This is a genomic window from Citrobacter sp. CK202, assembly GCF_030333225.1.
GTDB lineage: Bacteria > Pseudomonadota > Gammaproteobacteria > Enterobacterales > Enterobacteriaceae > Citrobacter_B > Citrobacter_B koseri.
The window spans coordinates 532,714-554,802 of sequence record NZ_JAOWGI010000025.1 but is presented as its reverse complement, the minus strand read 5'-3'; the positions used below and the strand labels follow the sequence as shown (position 1 = coordinate 554,802).

General features: G+C 54.7%; 24 protein-coding genes. 13 read left to right on the top strand and 11 right to left on the bottom strand.

The window, feature by feature from the left end:
* Window positions 1-2 precede the first annotated feature (2 nt).
* Entirely contained in the window at window positions 3-872 is an 870-nt protein-coding gene (gene amiA, locus OGX84_RS12145) for an N-acetylmuramoyl-L-alanine amidase AmiA (protein ID WP_012131343.1), read from the bottom strand.
* Between the two features lie 211 nt (window positions 873-1,083).
* On the opposite strand from amiA, the gene OGX84_RS12140 reads away from it, so the two are divergent.
* From OGX84_RS12140 to yfeX, 4 genes are all read left to right on the top strand, one after another.
* Entirely contained in the window at window positions 1,084-1,509 is a 426-nt protein-coding gene (locus OGX84_RS12140) for a GNAT family acetyltransferase (RefSeq protein WP_012131345.1), read from the top strand.
* On the top strand, window positions 1,496-1,945 hold the full coding sequence (locus OGX84_RS12135; RefSeq protein WP_112001780.1) for a DUF2919 domain-containing protein: 450 nt from the start codon (window positions 1,496-1,498) through the stop codon (window positions 1,943-1,945). Before OGX84_RS12140 ends, OGX84_RS12135 begins: the two co-directional genes overlap by 14 nt.
* A 60-nt stretch (window positions 1,946-2,005) precedes the next feature.
* Window positions 2,006-2,581 (top strand): RpoE-regulated lipoprotein, encoded by a 576-nt coding sequence (locus OGX84_RS12130; protein WP_112001781.1) that lies wholly within the window; start codon window positions 2,006-2,008, stop codon window positions 2,579-2,581.
* A gap of 94 nt (window positions 2,582-2,675) precedes the next feature.
* Window positions 2,676-3,575 (top strand): porphyrinogen peroxidase, encoded by a 900-nt coding sequence (gene yfeX / locus OGX84_RS12125; protein ID WP_049009816.1) that lies wholly within the window; start codon window positions 2,676-2,678, stop codon window positions 3,573-3,575.
* 96 nt (window positions 3,576-3,671) lie between these two features.
* Here yfeX and pbp4b read toward each other — a convergent pair whose 3' ends face one another.
* Genes pbp4b through OGX84_RS12095 form a run of 6 tightly spaced genes read right to left on the bottom strand, consistent with a single transcriptional unit; the run spans window position 3,672 to window position 9,037 of the window.
* On the bottom strand, window positions 3,672-4,976 hold the full coding sequence (gene pbp4b, locus OGX84_RS12120; protein ID WP_058667847.1) for a penicillin binding protein PBP4B: 1,305 nt from the start codon (window positions 4,974-4,976) through the stop codon (window positions 3,672-3,674).
* A 4-nt stretch (window positions 4,977-4,980) separates the two neighbouring features.
* A complete protein-coding gene (gene murP / locus OGX84_RS12115; protein WP_286458034.1) occupies window positions 4,981-6,411 on the bottom strand; it encodes a PTS N-acetylmuramic acid transporter subunit IIBC in 1,431 nt (476 codons plus the stop codon).
* A gap of 5 nt (window positions 6,412-6,416) precedes the next feature.
* Entirely contained in the window at window positions 6,417-7,313 is an 897-nt protein-coding gene (gene murQ / locus OGX84_RS12110; RefSeq protein ID WP_071258026.1) for an N-acetylmuramic acid 6-phosphate etherase, read from the bottom strand.
* 13 nt (window positions 7,314-7,326) lie between these two features.
* Window positions 7,327-7,917 carry a DUF2057 family protein gene (locus tag OGX84_RS12105; protein WP_012131352.1) on the bottom strand — a complete coding sequence of 197 codons (591 nt, stop codon included), beginning with the start codon at window positions 7,915-7,917 and terminating at the stop codon, window positions 7,327-7,329.
* Between the two features lie 24 nt (window positions 7,918-7,941).
* Window positions 7,942-8,409 (bottom strand): porin family protein, encoded by a 468-nt coding sequence (locus OGX84_RS12100; RefSeq protein WP_286458033.1) that lies wholly within the window; start codon window positions 8,407-8,409, stop codon window positions 7,942-7,944.
* Window positions 8,369-9,037 carry a porin gene (locus OGX84_RS12095; protein WP_286458032.1) on the bottom strand — a complete coding sequence of 223 codons (669 nt, stop codon included), beginning with the start codon at window positions 9,035-9,037 and terminating at the stop codon, window positions 8,369-8,371. Before OGX84_RS12095 ends, OGX84_RS12100 begins: the two co-directional genes overlap by 41 nt.
* A gap of 201 nt (window positions 9,038-9,238) precedes the next feature.
* Between OGX84_RS12095 and murR the strand changes: the two genes are divergently transcribed.
* From murR to cysM, 7 genes are all read left to right on the top strand, one after another.
* Window positions 9,239-10,102 carry an HTH-type transcriptional regulator MurR gene (gene murR, locus OGX84_RS12090; protein ID WP_012131355.1) on the top strand — a complete coding sequence of 288 codons (864 nt, stop codon included), beginning with the start codon at window positions 9,239-9,241 and terminating at the stop codon, window positions 10,100-10,102.
* 177 nt (window positions 10,103-10,279) lie between these two features.
* Window positions 10,280-11,071, top strand: a complete 792-nt coding sequence (gene ucpA, locus OGX84_RS12085) for an SDR family oxidoreductase UcpA (protein ID WP_012131356.1) — start codon at window positions 10,280-10,282, stop codon at window positions 11,069-11,071.
* Between the two features lie 157 nt (window positions 11,072-11,228).
* Complete coding sequence (gene cysP / locus OGX84_RS12080; protein ID WP_049009733.1) at window positions 11,229-12,245, top strand: thiosulfate/sulfate ABC transporter substrate-binding protein CysP; 1,017 nt, start codon at window positions 11,229-11,231, stop codon at window positions 12,243-12,245.
* Window positions 12,245-13,078, top strand: coding sequence for a sulfate/thiosulfate ABC transporter permease CysT (gene cysT / locus OGX84_RS12075; RefSeq protein ID WP_012131358.1), 834 nt, complete (start codon window positions 12,245-12,247; stop codon window positions 13,076-13,078). The genes cysP and cysT overlap by 1 nt, the downstream gene beginning before the upstream one ends.
* Window positions 13,078-13,953, top strand: a complete 876-nt coding sequence (cysW, locus tag OGX84_RS12070; RefSeq protein ID WP_012131359.1) for a sulfate/thiosulfate ABC transporter permease CysW — start codon at window positions 13,078-13,080, stop codon at window positions 13,951-13,953. Before cysT ends, cysW begins: the two co-directional genes overlap by 1 nt.
* Complete coding sequence (gene cysA, locus OGX84_RS12065; RefSeq protein WP_012131360.1) at window positions 13,943-15,040, top strand: sulfate/thiosulfate ABC transporter ATP-binding protein CysA; 1,098 nt, start codon at window positions 13,943-13,945, stop codon at window positions 15,038-15,040. Before cysW ends, cysA begins: the two co-directional genes overlap by 11 nt.
* Window positions 15,041-15,152: 112 nt before the next feature.
* Window positions 15,153-16,064 (top strand): cysteine synthase CysM, encoded by a 912-nt coding sequence (cysM, locus tag OGX84_RS12060; protein ID WP_112002092.1) that lies wholly within the window; start codon window positions 15,153-15,155, stop codon window positions 16,062-16,064.
* A gap of 90 nt (window positions 16,065-16,154) precedes the next feature.
* Here cysM and OGX84_RS12055 read toward each other — a convergent pair whose 3' ends face one another.
* Together OGX84_RS12055 and ptsJ are read right to left on the bottom strand one after the other, a co-directional pair.
* Window positions 16,155-16,871, bottom strand: a complete 717-nt coding sequence (locus OGX84_RS12055) for a type 1 glutamine amidotransferase (protein ID WP_012131362.1) — start codon at window positions 16,869-16,871, stop codon at window positions 16,155-16,157.
* Window positions 16,872-16,884: 13 nt separating this feature from the next.
* On the bottom strand, window positions 16,885-18,177 hold the full coding sequence (gene ptsJ / locus OGX84_RS12050; RefSeq protein WP_112001783.1) for a MocR-like B6 salvage transcription factor PtsJ: 1,293 nt from the start codon (window positions 18,175-18,177) through the stop codon (window positions 16,885-16,887).
* Between the two features lie 82 nt (window positions 18,178-18,259).
* Between ptsJ and pdxK the strand changes: the two genes are divergently transcribed.
* On the top strand, window positions 18,260-19,126 hold the full coding sequence (gene pdxK / locus OGX84_RS12045) for a pyridoxine/pyridoxal/pyridoxamine kinase (protein ID WP_112001784.1): 867 nt from the start codon (window positions 18,260-18,262) through the stop codon (window positions 19,124-19,126).
* Window positions 19,123-19,362, top strand: a complete 240-nt coding sequence (locus OGX84_RS12040) for a hypothetical protein (protein WP_012131365.1) — start codon at window positions 19,123-19,125, stop codon at window positions 19,360-19,362. The genes pdxK and OGX84_RS12040 overlap by 4 nt, the downstream gene beginning before the upstream one ends.
* A 411-nt stretch (window positions 19,363-19,773) precedes the next feature.
* On the opposite strand, the gene crr is transcribed toward OGX84_RS12040, so the two are convergent.
* Both crr and ptsI read right to left on the bottom strand, forming a co-directional pair.
* The gene (gene crr / locus OGX84_RS12035; protein WP_000522253.1) at window positions 19,774-20,283 is read right to left on the bottom strand and encodes a PTS glucose transporter subunit IIA; all 510 of its coding nucleotides are present in this window, start codon (window positions 20,281-20,283) and stop codon (window positions 19,774-19,776) included.
* 40 nt (window positions 20,284-20,323) lie between these two features.
* Window positions 20,324-22,051 (bottom strand): phosphoenolpyruvate-protein phosphotransferase PtsI, encoded by a 1,728-nt coding sequence (ptsI, locus tag OGX84_RS12030; RefSeq protein ID WP_012131367.1) that lies wholly within the window; start codon window positions 22,049-22,051, stop codon window positions 20,324-20,326.
* Between the last annotated feature and the right edge of the window lie 38 nt (window positions 22,052-22,089).

The window sequence follows — 22,089 nt, the reverse complement described above, 5'->3', positions numbered from 1 at the left end:
GATTACCGTTTCTTCGAGTGTGCTTTCTGGTTATCAAACCAGTGGAAATAACTGATCACGCCATTGGCTATCGCGGTGGCGATTTTCTGCCGGAATGCGGTGGTGCCTAACAGACGCTCCTCTTCCGGGTTGGTGATAAATGAGGTTTCTACCAGTACGGAGGGAATTGACGGTGATTTTAGCACCACAAACGCCGCCTGTTCCGTATTGCGACTGTGCAGACGATGCACTGGCTTGATCTTCTTAAGAATATGCGATCCCAGCGTCAGGCTATTTTTGATGGTGTCGGTTTGCACCAGATCGAACAATACCTGCTGCAACAGATGATCTTTATCGGTCGCTTTTTTCCCCGCGACTTCATCGGCGCGGTTTTCACGGTCGGAGAGGTATTTCGCCATGGCGCTACTGGCGCCGCGATTAGAAAGCGCAAACACCGAGGCCCCTGCGGCGCTGGGGTTGGTAAAGCCATCTGCGTGGATGGACATAAACAGATCCGCGCCGTGCTTGTGGGCGATTTCCACGCGATCGTACAGGGGAATAAAGGTGTCGCCCGTGCGTGTCAGGCGCGCATCAATCCCCTGGTTGCGCAAAATCGCGCGCACGTTTTTGGCGATCTCCAGCACGACGTGTTTTTCCTTCGAGCCGTTGCGACCAATCGCGCCGGTGTCGATACCGCCGTGGCCGGGGTCGAGAACAACAATGCGTCTGGCGCCTGCTTTTTTGGCCTTCGGTTTGCTGTGACCATTACCGGTCTTTAGCGCTTCTTCTTTAGCGATGGCGTGCGACATGCCCGACAGCGTCAGAGCCGCCAGCCCGGCTTTCAGCACCTGGCGGCGCGATGTGAGAGTTTTTAAGGGTTTAAAAGTGCTCATACAGCCTGAGTTGTGAAAATTGAGTTCCAGATGTTATATCGTATCGCGTAATCCGTTACGACTGTTCGTGATGAGAATTGTTTTACTTTTCATTTCAATACGTGACAATCCGTCATTATGCCATTTTTTTCGCCGTTTCGCGTCAGATATTGGCTAAATCAGTCGTTCGCGCCATAATCGGAGTTTTAACCTTGAAAAGGGTCTCAATACCATGGAGATACGCGTTTTTCGCCAGGAAGATTTCGAAGAGGTGATCACCCTCTGGGAGCGCTGCGATTTGCTGCGTCCGTGGAACGATCCTGAAATGGATATCGAACGTAAGCTGAACCATGACGTCAGTCTGTTCCTGGTCGCTGAGGTGAATGGCGAGGTGGTCGGTACGGTCATGGGCGGCTATGACGGCCATCGGGGTTCTGCCTATTATCTTGGCGTACACCCGGAGTTTCGCGGTCGTGGCATCGCCAACGCGCTGTTGAACCGGCTGGAGAAAAAGCTCATTGCTCGCGGCTGCCCGAAAATCCAAATCATGGTGCGGGAAGACAACGACATTGTACTGGGCATGTACGAGCGCCTGGGTTATGAACATTCGGACGCGTTAAGTCTGGGCAAGCGTCTGATTGAAGATGAAGAGTACTGAGTTTCATCCTGCTGACTACGACGGTCATGGGCGCTTGCGCCTGCCTTTTCTGTTCTGGTGCGTGCTGCTGCTTCAGGCGCGTACCTGGGTGCTGTTTGTGATTGCTGGCTCCTCCCGCGAGCAGGGCGATACGCTGCTGAATCTGTTTTATCCCGATCACGATACGTTCTGGCTGGGGTTGTTGCCCGGCGTCCCGGCGGTACTGGCGTTTTTACTGAGCGGGCGGCGCGACGCTTTCCCGTTACTGTGGCGCGGGCTGCGCGGCTTGTTGATTCTGGCGCAGGGCGTTCTGCTCTGCTGGCAACCGGTGCTGTGGCTGTACGGTGAACCGGTAAACGGCATCGGGCTGGCGCTGGTGGTGGCCGATATTGTCGCGCTTATCTGGTTGCTCTCTAACCGCCGTGTACGCGCCTGCTTTGCGCCGGCAAAAGAATAACGGCACTTTTTGGCGAAACCGGACTCCAAACAACGTTGATTAATAAAGAAAGGAAGTGAGATGAAATCGCTGCGTTTGATTTTATGCGCAATGCCGCTGGTGCTGAGCGGCTGTTCAACCCTCTCGTCGGTGAACTGGTCTGCTGCGAATCCGTGGAACTGGTTTGGCTCGTCGACAGAGGTCACTGAGCAGGGCGTTGGGGCATTAACTGCCTCCACGCCGCTGGATGAAAAAGCGATTACTGACGCGCTGGATGGCGACTATCGCCTGCGTAGCGGAATGAAAACCCAGAACGGCAACGTGGTGCGTTTTTTTGAAGTGATGAAAGAGGACAAGGTTGCGCTGGTTATCAATGGCGATCAGGGAACCATCAGCCGTATTGATGTGCTGGACAGCGATATTCCATCGCAGGCAGGCGTTGAAATCGGTACGCCGTTTAGCGACCTTTACAGCAAAGCCTTTGGTAACTGCCAGAAAGCGATGGGCGATGACAGCGCGTCGGTCGAGTGTAAAGCACAAGACAGTCAACATATTAGCTATCTGTTCTCCGGCGAGTGGAACGGCCCGGAAGGGTTAATGCCTCCTGACGACACGCTGAAGAACTGGAAAGTGAGCAAAATCATCTGGCGCCGTTAATTTGCGTCTGAACAAACCGCCTCGCTGAAAAAACGGGTACAATACGCCCATCAATGCCACGCAGCCGTGGCATTCTTATTTTTCAGGAGGAACAATGTCTCAGGTTCAAAGTGGCATTTTGCCAGAACACTGCCGCGCGGCGATTTGGATTGAAGCCAATGTAAAAGGGGATGTCGATGCCCTGCGTGCGGCCAGCAAAGCGTTTGCCGATAAACTGGCAACCTTCGAAGCGAAATTCCCTGACGCGCATCTGGGCGCGGTTGTCGCATTTGGCAACAACACCTGGCGCGCCCTGAGCGGCGGCGTTGGGGCTGAAGAGCTGAAAGATTTTATCCCTTACGGTAAAGGTCTGGCGCCAGCAACCCAGTACGATGTGCTGATCCACATTCTTTCACTGCGTCACGACGTGAACTTCTCTGTCGCGCAGGCGGCAATGGCGGCTTTTGGCGAGTGCATCGAGGTGCAGGAAGAAATCCACGGTTTCCGCTGGGTGGAAGAACGCGATCTCAGCGGCTTCGTTGACGGGACGGAAAACCCGGCGGGAGAAGAGGTTCGCCGCGACGTGGCGGTCATCAAAGACGGCGTGGATGCGGGCGGCAGCTACGTGTTCGTTCAGCGTTGGGAACACAACCTGACGCAACTCAACCGCATGAGCGTTCACGACCAGGAGATGATGATTGGTCGCACTAAAGAAGCCAACGAAGAGATCGATGGCGATGACCGTCCGGTCACGTCTCACCTGACCCGCGTGGATCTGAAAGAAGACGGCAAAGGGCTGAAAATTGTGCGCCAGAGCCTGCCATACGGTACGGCCAGCGGCACCCACGGCCTCTATTTCTGCGCTTACTGCGCGCGTCTGTACAATATTGAGCAGCAGTTGCTGAGCATGTTTGGCGATACCGACGGGAAGCGTGACGCCATGCTGCGCTTCACGAAGCCAGTGACGGGCGGCTATTACTTCGCACCGTCTCTGGACAGATTGATGGCGCTGTAATTTCTTTTGCCGGATGGCGGCGTCGTTTTACCCGGCCTACAGAGACTTTTTGTAGGCCGGGCAAGCGAAACGCCCCCGGCAGTCCCGCCTTATCGGTTACTCATGTTTTAGCGCCGCGTATATCTGATCCACCACCCAACCGTATGTGGCTATCGGCATCAGCCCGCTGTTAAACATATTCGGGTTCTTTTGCGGGTCGGCGACGGGTGAGTGCGGTTTGTTGCTCAGCATCACAATCGCCATCTGATTGGCCGGGTCGATAACGGTCAGCGTCCCTGTCCATCCGGTATGGCCGTATGCCTGCGCGCTGGCCAGCGTGCCGAATGTCGGCGTCATGGACGCATTGCCGTTAACGCGCCAGCCGAGACCAAACGTGGCATCCTCCGGCGAGGATTGCGTGAACATTTTCACGGTTTCCGGGCTGAACAGCGTCACGTTACCGTACCCTCCGCCATTCAGCATGGTCTGCATCAGTACCGCAATATCGCCGGTATTCGAAAACAGTCCCGCATGTCCTGAAACACCGCCCATCGAGTAGAATGCTTTTTCATCATGCACCTGGCCCCATAGGGTGGTTGTGCGGATATTGGGGAAATGAATCACGCCATCCCGGGTATTGCCGTTCAGTTCCGTCGCGGCGATCTGCTGTTGGCGGAAGCCTTTCTGTAGCGGGTTAAAGACCGTATGCGTTAAACCGAGCGGGCGATAGAGGTTCTCTTCAACATAACGATCGAGCGGCTGGCCCGTCACGGACTCCACGATAAACCCAAGCAGCATATAATCCACATCGCTGTAGATGTGTTTCGTGCCGGGGCGGTACGCCAGCGGCGTGCGTTTGATCATCTCCAGCGTGGTGGCTTTATCCTGCGAATACAACTCGCCCGCGACGGCCTGGTTCGGGTATTGCGGGTCAGCAGGGAAACCGCCGGAATGATGCAGCAGATCCGCAATGCGTAACGTGCTTTTCCCTTTAATCGCATCCCCCGGACGATCGCCAAAACCGGGAATATATTTCGAGATAAGATCGTCCGGCTGTAATTTGCCCTCTGACATCAGTTTTTGCAGGGCAAAGTTCGTGGCATACATTTTTGTATTTGATGCCAGGTCGTACAGGGTGTCAGTGGTTGCCTTGACGGGATGAGACATCAGGACGCTGCCGTCATATTTTTTAGCCTGACCCCAGGCCTTACGATAAACAATATGACTGTCTTTAATAATGAGCAGGTTAACGCTTGGATAACCGGCATCAACCTGTTGCGCTATCCAGTTATCCAGCGCGTTAAGCCGTTCAATATTAAATCCTGCTTTTTCCGGCGCGGCGTCAGTCAATACCGGAAATGGCGCGGCGCTGGCAGTGCAACTGAGCGCCAGCAGGGAAGCAAAAAGTAATGTCATTTTCATGGTATTAGTCCAGATTCACATTACGGCAGCCAAAGAGAGCGGTAAAAATAAATCCGCCAAGATACGCAATCAGCATTCCTCCGGCATATACCGCCATTGCGGGCAGAATACCTTGCGCGGACGTCATTAACGGCAGCGCCACCAGACCGGATGGGCCAAAGGCGCTGTTTAAGCCCATCGGCAGACCCGACCAGGCCACTAAGCCGATGAAAAGCCCCCCGGCAGCGCCGCCGAGGCAGGCGGTGATAAACGGTTTCATTCGTGGCAGCGTAACGCCGTAAATCAGCGGTTCGCCAACACCGAGTAAGCCGGGAATAATCGCCCCGCGAACCTGGCTGCGTAACACGCTGTGTTTTTCTGCTCGCCAGTAGAGCGCCAGTGCGGCGCCGACCTGACCCGCGCCCGCCATAGAAAGAATAGGGAACAGGCTGTTGAATCCCTGGCTACTCATTAATGCCAGATAGACGGGAATGAAGCCCTGATGGACGCCAAACACCACCGAAACAAGAAACAGACCCGCCAGAACGGCACAGCCCAGCGGGTTGCTGTTGAGGTGGATAAAGAGCCATGACATCCCTTCGAACAGCCAGCCGCCCAGCGGCATGATGATCAGGTAGGCCAGTGCGGCGGTGACCAGCAGGGTTAACATGGAGGTCAACAGCATGTCCAGATCGTCGGGCATAAAGCGTCGGATAAAGCCCTCAATACGCGCGCTGGCCCAGGCGGCGATCAGTACGCCGATAATGTTGCCGCGCGGGTCGATCGGCAGGCCAAAGAAGTCCTCAATACCGGAGAAATAGCCCGTGGTGGCGGCGGGGTTGTATCCCAACAGGAACAGCGAGGCGATGATCGCCCCGTTAACGCCGGTGCCGCCGAAAGCCTGCGCGGCGTTATAGCCAATAAGAATAACCAGAAAGGTAAACAGCCCTTTACTGAACACTTTCATAAAGTTCAGGGCGTCGGGAAGCATACCTTGCGCATCGGTCGGAACGTGCAATACCGTACCCAGCAGTGTGGCAATCCCCAGCAGCAGACCCGCAGCAATAAAACCGGGAATGAGCGGCGTAAAAATAGTGGCGAACTTCGACAGGAATTGCTGAATGCCTGAGGTTTGTTTCGCTTTTAGCTGGCTTTTGGTTTTGGCGGCGATATCTGCCTCCTGCGTGACGGTGCCGCTGTTGTCGCTCAGTAGCGCATTCATGGCATCTGCTGCCCGCTGCGCTTTACCGGGGCCAAAAATGACCTGCACCTGGTTATTCGAGAGGACCACGCCTTTCACGCCTTCGAGCGTTTTAATCGCCGGATCGACCCGATCGCTGTCATGTACCGCCAGACGTAAACGGGTCATGCAGTTCCCGCAGGTGGCAATGTTACCCGGGCCGCCGACCCGGGAGATAATCGTATTCAGGAGATCATTACTGATTTCTTTTGCCATTCGCTTTATTCCTCTTCCAGTACCTGGCGAATGAAGCCGCCATGTTGCTCAAGACGCAGACTGGCTTCTGTTGCGTTGAGGTTTTTCAGTAGCATGACGATAGCGGTTTTGCAGTGACGGCCACAGGCCATCAGCGCGGCTTCAGCCTGTTGCCCGGTGCAGCCTGTCGCATTTTTCACAATATTTACCTGACGCACGTTGAGTTTTTCGTTCGTGGCGACAACATCCACCATCAGGTTGCCAAACACCTTGCCGGATTTAATCATCAGGCCGGTGGACAGCATGTTGAGAATCAGCTTCTGCGCGGTGCCCGCCTTCATACGGGAAGAACCGCTCACCACTTCGGCGCCGACAACGGGCGTGATGGCAAGCTCCGCCGCCTTTGCTACGGCGCTCCCCGGATTGCAGGAGATCCCGATCGTCCGGCAGCCGAGCGTACGGGCATATTCCAGACCGGCAATCACATACGGCGTGCGACCGCTGGCCGCAATGCCCACAACCACATCTCTTTCATTGAGTGCGAGGGCTTTCAGGTCGTTGACCCCAAGCTCGCGGTTGTCTTCCGCGCCTTCAATCGCATGCTGTATCGCGCGCTCGCCACCGGCGATCAAACCGATAACCAGGCCTGATTCCACGCCATAGGTCGGGGGGCATTCGCTGGCGTCAAGGATACCCAGGCGACCGGACGTTCCGGCGCCGGTATAAATCAGCCGCCCGCCAGCGCTGACCTGCGCATAAATGATGTCGATAGCCGCGGCGATCTCGGGCAGAACCTGCTCCACGGCGAGTGGAACCGTTTTATCTTCATCATTAATGATGCGGCACATATCGAGGGTGGAAGCCCGGTCAATCTCAAAAGAGGCGCGGTTAACACCTTCGGTAATCATATTTTCAAGTTGCATATTACTTACAGCCTTACAGGTTTAGCGCCCATTTCAGGAATGCTTTTTTCTGGGTGTCGTCAGCTTTCAGATACAGTTGCTGTAGCTGGGAGAGCTGGTCATGCGAAGTGGCGGGCGCCGCCGGGGAAGCGGAGCGCGCCGGAGAAGGTATCATCGTGCTGTCATCGTTGACGATGGCGCTCAGGTCGGTGAACACGGTGATGCTGTCACGGTCGAGAATTTTGATATCAAACGGTACGGGTTTCCCGGCCGCCGTCAGGGTGAATACCGGTTTTTGCGCCATCTGGCTGGCTTCTTTTTCGTCCAGCGGTTTTCCCGCAGACAGTTGCAGATCCACATTGCCGGAAGCGTTAAACGAGATGATATACGGGTTAGACGTTACGCGACCCCGGTTATTGTTCACCGATTCAGGATTTGCCGGACTGTCGAACTTCACTACCATTTTTTGAGCGCCGTCTGGCAGCGCCACGTCTTTACTAAAAATACTGACTTTTGCCGAACGGGCCGCCAGCACGCTGACGTTATCGCCAATAAAGAGATGCGGAGCGGCAAAAGCCTGGCTGCAAAACAACAGTGCTGCGGCGGACACAAAATATTTCTTCATTTTTACTCTCCCGGAAAAGGGGAATCAGAATTCGTAACGTAAGCCAAGGTGGAAATAGTCATCAGCCGGGTTGCTGCCGCCAAAGGAGACATCATTGCCGTTCGTCCGTTTTTTCCCTTCTTCACCATTACGCCAGGAGTAAGACGCAAATATGGAACTGCGAACGGTGAGTTTGTACTGCGCTTCAAAGGTGGTATCGCGAAGTTTCAGCCCGTCGCCGTCCTCATTTTTCAGATGGCGATAGCCGGTACGTAACGCCCAGTCCGGGCTGACGTTCCAGACCAGCGTTGCTTCGTAATCTTTATCGGTGCTGTCCGCAGAACCGTCGAGGTAGGTCACTTTATCCTGGGCATAGAGCAGGCCGAACATGAAATCGCCCAGGTAGTAGCGGGTGCCGATGCCATAAAAGGTGTACTTATCGACATTATTATCCGACAGCGTGGATGTATCGTCATGGCTCGCTTTCTCTGTCTGACCGGCAATGACCGGCAATGACCGGCTGGAGGCGGCCAAAATCGCCCATATCGAGCGTATAGCGAAGGGCGGCATTATAACCGTAATCCAGATCGGAGGTGTTGTTGCCCAGAATATAGGCGGTAGAGAAATCAAAATTGCCGAATGTGTTCTGGTACTGAATGGTGCCGTCCTGACGGAAAACCTGTACCGCCGTCGGGTCAACAAAGTTTGCCTGGCGGGCCATTGCGACATCGGAGCTGGCGAACACATCGCCGATATCCGTGAACATGATCAGGCCGGATGACACGCGCCCGCCGGTCAGCTTGCCGTATTCGGCAAAATCAATCCCTGCCCAGACGTAACGCGCGGTGAAGTCATTCGGGTTTTCCGCGCTGATGTTGTTCGCGTACTCTGCGGCATTTACCTGATACTGCGTAAAACCAATAACGGCCAGCTTGTCATTAATCGCCTGGCGGGCGGAGAAACCGATACGCGCGTCAAAATCGCCCGAGGTGTCGCCTGATTTCTTGTCAGAGATATTGAATCCGAGACGCCCGTAGAGATCGATATTCGATCCGTCATTGGCCTGGTAGATCACGGCGGCATGGCTGGCGCTGGTTGCGAGAAGAGTAAAGATTGCCAGGGACTTCAGAGTACGTTTCATTATGATTATCCTTTTCTGTGTGTAGTTTTTTGTTGCTATGAAAGATGCAAGGAATCATATATTCCATAAAAATATTTACAATAGAATCATTGAATCGTAATACAAATATTGTGAGGGCTATCAAATTCTCACCCGCGTTGTGTTATCCTGCGAACAGTGCGTTGGAATTAATGATTCCATGATGACGGGAGCGGAAGAGCGATGTTGTATCTGGCGAAAATGCGTAATGCAGAGGGAGAGTTAACGGAAAATGAACAGAAAATTGCCAGCTTTCTTTTGGCCCATGTCAGCGAGCTAAAAACCGTTTCTTCCCGCAATCTGGCGAAGCAGCTGGAAGTCAGCCAGTCCAGTATTGTGAAATTTGCCCAGAAACTTGGCGCGAAGGGATTCACCGAGCTCAGAATGGCGCTCATTGAGGAGTACAGCGTCAACCGGGAAAAGAAACATGACACGGCGCTGCATCTGCACAGTACGATTACCAGTGAAGACAGCCTGGAGGTGATTGCCCGTAAGCTGAACAGAGAAAAAATGTTCGCGCTGGAGGAAACCTGTAGTCTGATGGATTTCGATCGCCTGAAGCAGGTGATTAACCTGATCAGCAAGGCCCGGCTTATTCAGATTACGGGCGTCGGCGGTTCGGCGCTGGTAGGACGGGATTTATCCTTCAAGCTGATGAAAATTGGTTATCGCGTGGCCTGCGAGGTCGATACCCATGTGCAGGCAACCATTGCTCAGGCCTTGCAGGAAGGGGACGTGCAAATAGCCATTTCCTACAGCGGGTCGAAAAAGGAGATCGTGCTTTGCGCTGAAGCGGCGCGTAAGCAGGGGGCGACGGTGATTGCGATCACCTCTTTGACGGACTCTCCGCTGCGGCGGCTGGCCGATTACACGCTGGATACCGTATCCGGTGAGACCGAATGGCGCAGTTCGTCCATGTCCACCCGAACCGCGCAGAACTCGGTGACCGATCTGCTGTTTGTTGGCATGGTGCAGCTCAATGATGTTGAGTCGCTTCGTATGATTGAGCGCAGCAGCGAACTGATTAATCTTTTAGGCAGGAGCTAGGGACTTTTACGTAAGATTTACCCTAATTAGTGAGCTGTTCCGCAGCACTTATTTGTTTTTTCTGTATTTTCAATGTTAATGGAGTGTAAGGCTTCATCGTAGTTTCGCTGGAGACGAGAGTAGCGCATAAGACGCACCGCCTATGCGCTGCAACAGACTGAAAAGGAGAACATTGAAATGGGTAAACTCACGGGCAAAACGGCATTGATTACCGGCGCGTCACAGGGCATTGGCGAGGGGATCGCCAGAGTGTTTGCTCGCCACGGCGCGAATTTAATTTTGCTGGATATCTCCGATGAGGCGGAAAAACTGGCGGATGAGCTGGGCGGACGCGGTCATCGTTGTACCGCCATCAAAGCGGATGTCAGGGATTTTGCATCAGTCGCGGCGGCAGTGGCGCGCGCGAAAAAGATAGAAGGTAAAATTGATATTCTGGTCAACAATGCGGGTGTTTGCCGGTTGGGCAACTTCCTCGACATGAGCGAAGAAGATCGCGATTTCCATATCGATATTAATATCAAAGGCGTCTGGAACGTCACAAAAGCCGTTCTGCCGGAAATGGTTGAACGCAAAGATGGGCGTATCGTCATGATGTCCTCCGTGACCGGGGATATGGTGGCCGATCCAGGCGAAACGGCTTATGCCCTGTCTAAAGCGGCGATTATCGGACTCACCAAGTCCCTGGCCGTGGAGTATGCGCAGTCCGGCGTTCGTGTGAACGCAATCTGTCCGGGTTATGTCCGCACGCCGATGGCGGAAAATATCGCCCGTCAGTCTAATCCTGACGATCCTGAATCGGTACTCACCGAAATGGCGAAAGCGATCCCGATGCGCCGTCTGGCCTGTCCGCTCGAAGTGGGTGAACTGGCGGCCTTCCTGGCGTCGGATGAGTCCAGCTATTTGACCGGGACGCAAAACGTGATTGATGGCGGCAGCACGCTGCCTGAAAGCGTGAGCGTGGGCGTCTGATTAACGCCGCTTTCCTCCTCACCGCATGTGGGGAGGGATTCTCTTATTCCCTTTTCGACTTTCAAATCATCAAACGGTATATAAAACCGTTACTCCTTTCGTACCCGTTATAAATATTATGACCATAAGAAAGTCATCAAATTTATAAGGGTGCGCAATGGCTGTTAACTTACTGAAAAAAAGATACCTGGCGCTGAGCGCGATGCTGTTGTTGGCCACGCAGGCGCAGGCAACAGAGCTGCTGAACAGCTCATACGACGTTTCTCGCGAACTGTTTGCCGCCCTTAATCCGCCGTTTGAACAGCAGTGGGCGAAAGATAATGGCGGCGATAAGCTGACCATCAAGCAGTCTCACGCCGGTTCGTCAAAACAAGCGCTGGCGATCCTGCAAGGGCTGAAAGCTGACGTAGTGACCTATAACCAGGTCACGGATGTGCAGATCCTGCATGACAAAGGCAAGCTGATCCCTGCCGACTGGCAAAGCCGTTTGCCGAATAACAGCTCACCGTTCTATTCCACGATGGGATTCCTGGTGCGCAAAGGGAATCCGAAAAATATCCATGACTGGAATGACCTTGTGCGTTCCGATGTAAAACTGATTTTCCCGAACCCGAAAACCTCAGGCAACGCCCGTTACACGTATCTGGCTGCATGGGGCGCGGCGGATAAAGCTGACGGTGGCGACAAAGCCAAAACCGAGCAGTTTATGACCCAGTTCCTGAAGAACGTCGAAGTGTTTGACACCGGCGGTCGCGGTGCAACCACCACCTTTGCGGAACGCGGCCTGGGCGATGTGCTGATTAGCTTTGAATCGGAAGTGAATAACATCCGTAAACAGTATGAAGCGCAGGGATTTGAAGTCGTTATCCCGAAAACCAATATTCTGGCCGAATTCCCGGTGGCATGGGTGGATAAAAACGTACAGGCCAACGGTACTGAAAAAGCGGCGAAGGCTTACCTGAACTGGCTCTACAGCCCGCAGGCGCAGACCATCATCACCGACTTCTACTACCGCGTGAATAACCCGGAAGTGATGGACAAACTGAAAGATAAATTCCCGCAGACCGAACTGTTCCGCGTGGAAGACCAGTTTGGCTCCTGGCCGGAAGTGATGAAAACCCACTTCGGCAGCGGCGGCGAGCTGGACAAACTGTTGGCGGCGGGGCGTAAGTAATGTTCGCAGTATCGACAAGACGTGTGCTGCCCGGCTTTACCTTAAGCCTCGGAACCAGCCTGTTGTTCGTCTGCCTGATATTGCTGCTTCCGTTGAGCGCGCTGGTGATGCAGCTGGCGCAAATGAGCTGGGCGCAATACTGGGAGGTTATCACCAACCCGCAGGTGGTGGCGGCCTACAAAGTCACGCTGTTGTCGGCGTTTGTGGCATCAATCTTCAACGGCGTATTTGGCCTGCTGATGGCGTGGATCTTAACCCGCTATCGCTTTCCAGGACGTACTCTGCTGGATGCGCTGATGGATCTGCCGTTTGCCCTGCCGACGGCGGTGGCGGGTCTGACGCTGGCGTCATTGTTTTCCGTGAACGGTTTTTACGGCGAATGGCTGGCGAAGTTTGATATCAAAGTGACTTACACCTGGCTTGGCATCGCGGTAGCGATGGCTTTTACCAGCATCCCGTTTGTGGTGCGCACGGTGCAGCCGGTACTGGAAGAGTTAGGCCCGGAATATGAAGAAGCGGCGGAAACGCTCGGCGCAACGCGCCTGCAAAGTTTCCGCAAAGTGGTGTTGCCGGAGCTGTCACCTGCGCTGGTGGCGGGTATCGCGCTCTCGTTTACCCGAAGCCTCGGCGAGTTCGGCGCGGTGATTTTTATTGCCGGGAACATCGCGTGGAAAACCGAAGTGACCTCGCTGATGATTTTTGTTCGTTTGCAGGAGTTTGACTATCCGGCGGCTAGCGCGATTGCGTCGGTGATCCTCGCGGCGTCGCTGTTGCTGCTGTTCTCGATTAACACCCTGCAAAGTCGCTTTGGTCGACGTGTGGTAGGTCACTAATGGCGGAAGTTACCCAATTGAAGCGTTATGACGCCCCCCGCATTAACTGGGGAAAATGGTTTCTGATTGGCACCGGGATGCTGGTTTCGGCGTTTATTTTGCTGGTGCCGATGATTTATATCTTCGTACAGGCCTTCAGCAAAGGGCTGATGCCGGTCTTACAGAATCTGGCCGACCCGGACATGCTGCACGCGATCTGGCTGACGGTGTTGATTGCGCTGATTGCCGTACCGGTAAACCTGGTGTTTGGCGTACTGCTGGCGTGGCTGGTAACGCGCTTTAATTTTCCCGGTCGCCAGCTGCTGCTGACGCTGCTGGATATTCCGTTTGCCGTCTCGCCGGTGGTGGCCGGTCTGGTCTACCTGCTGTTTTACGGCTCGAACGGCCCGTTGGGCGACTGGCTGGATGAACACAACCTGCAAATTATGTTCGCCTGGCCGGGAATGGTGCTGGTCACTATTTTCGTCACCTGTCCGTTTGTGGTGCGTGAACTGGTGCCGGTTATGCTGAGTCAGGGCAGCCAGGAAGATGAAGCGGCGATTCTGCTTGGCGCTTCCGGCTGGCAGATGTTCCGTCGCGTTACGTTGCCTAATATTCGCTGGGCGCTGCTGTACGGCGTGGTGCTGACCAACGCGCGCGCCATTGGCGAGTTTGGCGCGGTGTCGGTGGTTTCCGGCTCGATTCGCGGCGAAACCCTGTCGCTGCCGTTACAGATTGAATTACTGGAGCAGGACTACAACACCGTCGGTTCCTTTACCGCCGCCGCGCTGCTGACGCTGATGGCGATTATTACCCTGTTTTTGAAGAGTATGTTGCAATGGCGCCTGGAAAATCAGGAGAAACGTGCGCAACAGGAGGAAAATCATGAGCATTGAGATTGCCAATATTAAGAAGTCTTTTGGTCGCACCCAGGTGCTGAACGATATCTCGCTGGATATTCCTTCAGGTCAGATGGTTGCCTTGCTGGGGCCGTCCGGTTCCGGTAAAACCACGCTGCTGCGTATTATTGCCGGGCTGGAGCATCAGACCAGCGGGCACATTCGTTTTCACGGTACAGACGTAAGCCGTCTGCACGCGCGCGATCGTAAAGTCGGCTTTGTTTTTCAGCACTATGCGCTGTTTCGTCATATGACGGTGTTCGACAATATCGCCTTTGGCCTGACGGTGCTGCCGCGTCGCGAACGCCCGAATGCGGCGGCCATTAAAGCGAAAGTGACGAAACTGCTGGAAATGGTGCAACTGGCCCATCTGGCGGAGCGTTTTCCGGCACAGCTTTCCGGCGGGCAGAAACAGCGCGTGGCGCTGGCGCGCGCGTTAGCCGTTGAGCCGCAGATCCTGCTGCTGGATGAACCGTTTGGCGCGCTTGATGCGCAGGTGCGTAAAGAGCTGCGCCGCTGGCTGCGTCAGCTGCATGAAGAGTTGAAATTCACCAGCGTGTTTGTCACCCACGATCAGGAAGAGGCTACGGAAGTGGCGGATCGCGTGGTGGTGATGAGCCAGGGCAACATTGAACAGGCCGATGCGCCGGATCAGGTGTGGCGTGAACCCGCCACCCGCTTTGTGCTGGAGTTTATGGGCGAAGTGAACCGTTTGCAGGGAACGATTCGCGGCGGTCAGTTCCACGTTGGCGCGCATCGCTGGCCGCTGGGGTATACGCCAGCGTACCAGGGAGCGGTCGATCTGTTCCTGCGTCCGTGGGAGGTGGATGTTAGCCGCCGCACCAGTCTGGATTCCCCGCTGCCGGTACAGGTGCTGGAGGCCAGTCCGAAAGGTCACTACACCCAATTAGTCGTGCAGCCTCTGGGGTGGTATAACGAACCGCTGACGGTGGTGATGCAGGGGGATAATCCCCCACAGCGCGGCGAGCGGCTGTTTGTCGGGCTGCAAAATGCGCGGTTGTACAATGGCAACCAGCGCATTGAGACGCGCGAAGAGGAGCTTGCTCTGGCAGAATCGGCCTGATAGGTTAATATCACGTAGTTTTGCCGGGTGGCGCTGCGCTGACCCGGCCTACAATATGATCTGCGTCGGCCCGGTAAGCGCAGCGCCACCGGGCTTTTTACTGGACAGAGAAGTGAACACATTAGAACAAACAATTGGCAATACGCCTCTGGTGAAATTGCAGCGGATGGTGCCGGATAACGGCAGTGAAATTTGGGTCAAGCTGGAAGGCAATAACCCTGCCGGGTCAGTGAAAGACCGGGCGGCGCTGTCGATGATCGTCCAGGCGGAAAAACGCGGGGAAATTAAGCCCGGCGATGTGCTGATTGAAGCGACCAGCGGCAATACCGGTATTGCGCTGGCGATGATTGCCGCACTGAAAGGCTATCGCATGAAACTGCTGATGCCGGACAACATGAGCCAGGAGCGCCGCGCGGCGATGCGCGCCTATGGCGCGGATCTGATTCTGGTGTCTAAAGAGCAAGGGATGGAAGGCGCGCGCGATTTGGCGCTGGAAATGGCCGAACGCGGAGAAGGTAAGCTGCTCGATCAGTTTAACAATCCCGACAACCCTTACGCGCACTACACCACGACCGGGCCGGAAATCTGGCAGCAAACCTCAGGTCGCATCACCCACTTTGTCTCCAGTATGGGAACAACCGGCACGATTACCGGTGTGTCGCGCTTCCTGCGCGAACAGGAAAAACCGGTAACGATTGTTGGCCTGCAACCGGAAGAGGGCAGCAGCATTCCGGGGATTCGTCGCTGGCCCGCAGAATATATGCCGGGTATTTTTAATGCTCAGCTTGTGGATCAGGTGCTGGATATTCACCAGAGCGAGGCGGAAAACACCATGCGCGAACTGGCGGTACGCGAAGGTATTTTCTGCGGCGTGAGTTCCGGCGGCGCGGTTGCCGGTGCGTTACGCGTCGCCCGCGCGACGCCGGGGGCCGTGGTGGTTGCGATCATCTGCGATCGCGGCGATCGCTATCTTTCGACCGGCGTCTTTGGCGAAGAACACTTCAGCCAGGGGGCAGGGATTTAGCCTGTAGGCCTGATAAGCGTAGCGCCATCCGGCAACCGTAAAGTACGATCGCCGGATGACGACGCAAAGCGTCTCATCCGGCCTGCAACGTCAAGCGTTACGTTTCTCAACCAGCAGGTCGAGGAAGCGCCACAGTTTCTCGTTCATCTCCTGATAATTCCACTCGCGCATTTCGGCGTTCGAGCGAATAAAGCGCTTCCCTTTTGCCGCAGCCAGTTCCTGTTCTGAATGCTGGATCAGCCCTTCTACCGCCTCGGCGGTAAACTCCATATGGCACTGAAAACCGTAGACGGCGTTACCGTATTGCACGATCTGGCGCGGACATCCTTCGCTTGTCGCGAGAACGACCGACTGATCGGTTAACCCTGGCATATCGTTGTGCCAGTGCCCGACCACAAGCGGGGAGCCGAAATGAGCGAGCAGCGGATTCTGTTTCCCGGCTTCCGTTAGCGTAATCGGGTAGTGGCCGATCTCCTTTTCCGGGCTCTGGCGTACTTTTGCGCCCAGCGCCTCACCAATCAACTGGGAACCAAGACAGATGCCGATCACAATACGACGCGCAGAGATCGCCTGATTAATAAGCCGCTGCTCTGCTAAAGAGTCAAAATACGGGCACTCTTCGAGCGTAGTACGCGGTGACTGCGGGCCGCCAAACACCACCAGCATATCGAAACCATCCGCATTGGCGGGGACAGGTTCACCGGCATACACGCGGGACCAGGAGAGGGGATAACCGCGATCCTCAGCCCATTGCAGATAGGCTCCGGCAGATTCGAAAGACTCATGAACGACAAAATGAACTCGCACTTTTTCTCTCCTGTTAACGTTTTAACGCCTGATGGATATCAGCCGCCAGTTTGTTGATATCGCCGTCGCCCAGCGTCGACAGCGTAATGCGCAGACCGTGGGCGGGCGCGTTGACGCCAAATGCTTCGCCTTCCCGTACCAGCCAGCCCGCTTTCGCCAGCATAAACGCGATGCTCTGGCTGTGGCTTTTCAACGGTAACCACGCATTCAGCCCATCGCCGGGGGCGTGTGTAAGCCCGGTTCGCTGGAGCGCGCAGGCCAGCTTCTGCTGCTGCGAAGCATAAAATTTCCGGGTCTGCGCCAGCGTTCGCTGATAGTTTTTGTCACTCAGACAGGCATGCACTAAATCTTGCAACAGATGACTGACCCACTGACTGCCGGAATTAAGGCGCAGGCGCAGTCTGGCTGAGGTGGCGGGATCGCTGGCGACAATGGCGAGACGCAGATCCGGCCCCAGCGTCTTTGACATCGAGCGAACCACTGACCAGTGTAGCGTCTCCGGGGCGATCACCAGGTGCCAGGGAGATGAAGAGAGCAGGGCAAAGTGGTCGTCGATAATAACCAGCGCTTGTGGGTATTTCGCCACAATGTTCTGTAGCGCGGCGGCGCGGGAGGCGCTCAAACTGCACCCCGTAGGATTGTGGGCGCGCGGGGTTAAAATGACGGCGCGGGCGCCATTTTTCAGCGCCTGTTCCAGCATCTCAGGCTGCATACCTTCGCTATCGACGCCGACGGGGATGGCGGAAAACCCGGCGTAGCGCAGCATACTGATGCTGCTTAAAAAGCAGGGATCTTCCACCGCCACGCTGTCACCCGGCAGTAAATGGGCGCACAGCAGACGCTCGATGGCGTCAATCGCCCCACTGGTGATATCAATCTCGCCTTCGTCAGGTATGGCATCCTGCATCCACTGCTTCGCCCACGCGTGAAGGGCGGGAGAAACGGCCGCATCGCCGTAAAGACGCGGTGACTTATTTATTGTTGAAAAATAACTGCTGAGATCGGGCAGCCGTTGGGGATCGGGATTGCCGCCGGAAAGATCGGTCAGCGGCGTATCGGGACTGCTTCCTTCCAGCGCGAGCGGAGAAGGCGCACCTTTAATGACCGTACCGTTACGTCCCTGGCTCAGGGCCAGGCCGGATGTCACCAGCCGTTTGTAAGCCGCCGCGACAGTATTGCGGTTCACGTTTAATTCCGATGCCAGTTCCCGCACCGGCGGCAGCGTTTCCCCTGGCGCCAGTGCGCCGGTGGTGACATGCTGACGAATACTGTCAAAGATTTCGCTGGCGGTTTTTCCGTCGATCATTATTGACCTATGACAAAATGAATTTTAGCATATGACGATAATAGTGAGGCGTTAGCCCGCTGTCCAGTGAGAGGAGAGGTAAATGGGGCAGGATAGTGAAATACAGTCAGTGCTCTTCGACGATAAGCATCGGGCTTTACAGACCGACATTGTCGCCGTTCAGTCACAGGTGGTGTACGGCAGCGTAGGCAACAGTATTGCCGTACCGGCGATTAAAGCGCAGGGCTTGCGGGTGACGGCGGTGCCCACGGTGCTGTTCAGCAATACGCCGCATTATGAAACGTTTTACGGCGGCATTATTCCTGTCGACTGGTTCAGCGGTTATCTTCAGGCCTTAAATGAGCGGGATGCGCTGCGTGAGCTTAAAGCGGTCACGACGGGCTATATGGGCAGTGCGGAACAAATCGTTCTGCTGGCGAAATGGCTGGAAACGGTGCGGATCGCGCATCCTGAAGTATGTATTCTGGTCGATCCGGTGATTGGTGACACGGACAGCGGAATGTATGTGAAAGCGGAAATCCCGCAGGCGTATCGTCATTATCTGCTGCCGCTGGCGCAGGGGCTGACGCCGAATGTGTTCGAGCTGGAGATGCTCAGCGGCAAACCGTGCGGCACGCTGGATGAAGCGGTTGCAGCGGCGAAATCGCTGCTCTCCGACACGCTGAAGTGGATTGTGATCACCAGTGCGCCAGGCCAGACGGCGGATACCATCAATGTGGCGGTGGTGACGAGCGGCGGCGTGGATGTGATTGAACACCCGCGTGTGGAAACCGATTTAAAAGGGACGGGCGATCTGTTCTGCGCCGAACTGGTGAGCGGTATTGTGCAGGGGAAAGCGCTGACGGCGGCGACGCGACATGCCGCAGAGCGTGTGCTGGAGGTGATGACCTGGACGCAGCGCTGCGGGTGTGATGAGTTGATTCTGCCACCGGCAGGGGAGGCGCGATGAAGAGTTATCGGCTGGTGGTTCGCCAGCAGGGGCGTGTGGTTGGTCACTTTGAAACGAGCGGGCTTGATGCGCTGGAGGATATCTGCGTGGCGCGCGCGATGTTCGGCATTGCGGGTGGCTATCAGTGCGAATTGCTGGTGTCGGACTCGGAGAAGCGGATGCTGGAAAGCGGGCCGGAAGGGATGAAGATCCTGATGCGCGAGAAGTGCTACCGTCCAGTCACCTCGCTGTTGTGAGCGCGTAACTATGCCGGATGGCGGCGAAAAACGCCTTATCCGGCCTACGATCTTTTATTGTAGGCCTGATAAGCGCAGCGCCATCAGGCAAACATCGCCTTATCCGGCATACGATATTTTGTTGTAGGCCTGATAAGCGCAGCGCCATCAGGCAATCATCGCCTTATCCGGCCTACGATCTTTTATTGTAGGCCTGATAAGCGCAGCGCCATCAAACAAACATCGCCTTATCCGGCTTACGATCTTTTATTGTAGGCCTGATAAGCGCAGCGCCATCAGGCAAACATCGCCTTATCCGGCATGCGATATTTTGTTGTAGGCCTGATAAGCGCAGCGCCATCAGGCGCGGTTTTACCTTAACCAGGATAAAAAAATGGCGCCAGTCGGCGCCATTTTTCCCTGCGGCAAGAATTACTTCTTGATGCGGATAACCGGGGTTTCACCCACAGTCACGCTACCGGACAGTTTGATCAGTTCTTTGATTTCGTCCATGTTGGAGATAACAACCGGAGTCAGGGTAGACTTGGCTTTTTCTTCCAGCAGCGGCAGATCGAACTCAATTACCGGATCGCCAACTTTAACGCGTTGACCTTCTTCAGCAATACGCTTGAAGCCTTCGCCTTTCAGTTCAACGGTGTCGATACCGAAGTGAACGAACAGCTCAATGCCGCTATCCGATTCGATAGAGAACGCATGGTTGGTTTCAAAGATTTTGCCGATGGTGCCGTCTACTGGCGCGACCATTTTGTTACCGGTTGGTTTGATAGCAATGCCATCGCCAACGATTTTCTCGGCAAAAACTACATCCGGCACGTCTTCGATGTTGACGATCTCGCCAGAGAGCGGAGCAACAATCTCAATAGTTCCGGTGTCTTTCTTATCATCAGAAACCAGAGATTTTAGTTTATCGAACAAACCCATGATCTTCTCCTAAGCAGTAAATTGGGCCGCATCTCGTGGATTAGCAGATTGTTTTTTCTTCAATGAACTTGTTAACCAGCGTCATTAACTCGTCCGTTGTCGGTTGAGCAAGAGCCTGCTCTGCTAACACCTTCGCATCTTCGAAGTTCGTGTTACGGATAATCTTCTTAATGCGCGGGATAGAAATGGCGCTCATAGAGAATTCGTCCAGACCCATCCCCAGCAACAGAAGTGTAGCACGTTCGTCGCCTGCAAGCTCACCACACATGCCAGTCCATTTACCTTCAGCATGAGAAGCATCAATAACTTGCTTGATCAAGTTCAGCACGGACGGTGACATTGGCTGGTAAAGATGTGAAATCATATCATTACCACGGTCAACTGCCAGGGTGTACTGCGTTAAATCATTGGTGCCGATACTAAAGAAATCAACTTCTTTGGCTAAATGACGAGCAATAGTTGCCGCTGCCGGTGTTTCCACCATCACGCCAATCTCAATGCTTTCATCAAATGCTTTACCTTCGTCGCGCAGTTCCTGTTTGTAGATTTCAATCTCTTTGCGCAGCGCGCGAACTTCTTCAACAGAGATGATCATCGGGAACATGATGCGCAGTTTACCGAACGCAGAGGCGCGCAGAATGGCACGAACCTGATCACGCAGGATCTCTTTGCGATCCATCGCGATACGTACCGCACGCCAGCCCAGGAACGGGTTCTCTTCTTTCGGGAAGTTCATGTACGGCAGTTCTTTGTCGCCGCCGATATCCATAGTACGGACGATAACCGCCTGAGAGCCGCAGGCTTCAGCGACGGCTTTGTACGCCGCAAACTGTTCTTCTTCAGTCGGCAGCGCGTCACGGTCCATGAACAGGAATTCAGTACGATACAGACCAACGCCTTCCGCGCCATTGCGCTCTGCGCCTTCAACGTCACGAACGGTACCGATGTTGGCGCAAACTTCTACCTGATGACCGTCCAGCGTGATAGCCGGCAGATCTTTCAGTTTAGCGAGTTCCGCTTTCTCGGTTGCAACCTGCTCCTGAACGGCGCGCAGTTTTTCAATTTCTTCGTTGGTTGGATTGACGTAAACCTGATTGTTTACGGCATCCAGAATCAGATAGTCGTCGTTTTTCACCTGAGAGGTGACGTTACCGGTGCCCACGATGGCCGGCAGTTCCAGAGAACGCGCCATGATAGAGGTGTGGGAGGTACGTCCACCTGCGTCAGTGATGAAACCCAGCACCTTTTGCAGGTTCAGCTGTGCGGTTTCTGATGGGGTCAGGTCAGCGGCAACCAGGATGACTTCGTCCTTGATTGAGCTCAGGTCGATGATTGCCAGACCCAGGATGTTGCGCAGCAGGCGCTTACCAATGTCACGCACGTCAGCCGCGCGTTCTTTCAGGTATTCATCATCCAGTTCTTCCAGGGCAGTGGCCTGACCTTCGATAACTTCATGCGCAGCTGCGTCAGCCGTCATGTTCTTATCTTTAATCAGGGCTATGATTTCCTGCTCCAGCTCCTCATCTTCGAGCAGCATGATATGCCCTTCAAAGATGGCTTCTTTTTCTTCACCGAACGTTTCACCAGCTTTCGTTTTGATCGCTTCCAGTTGCGCAGATGCCTTGGCACGACCGCTCAGAAAACGTTCAACTTCCTGATCAACCTTGTCGGCAGAAATTTTTTTCCGGTCAATGACGATTTCGTCTTCTTTCAGCAGCAGTGCTTTGCCGAAAGCGATACCCGGGGATGCTAAAATGCCTGAAATCATAACCCTACCTTACTTGTGACTGATTTTTAAAAGAACCC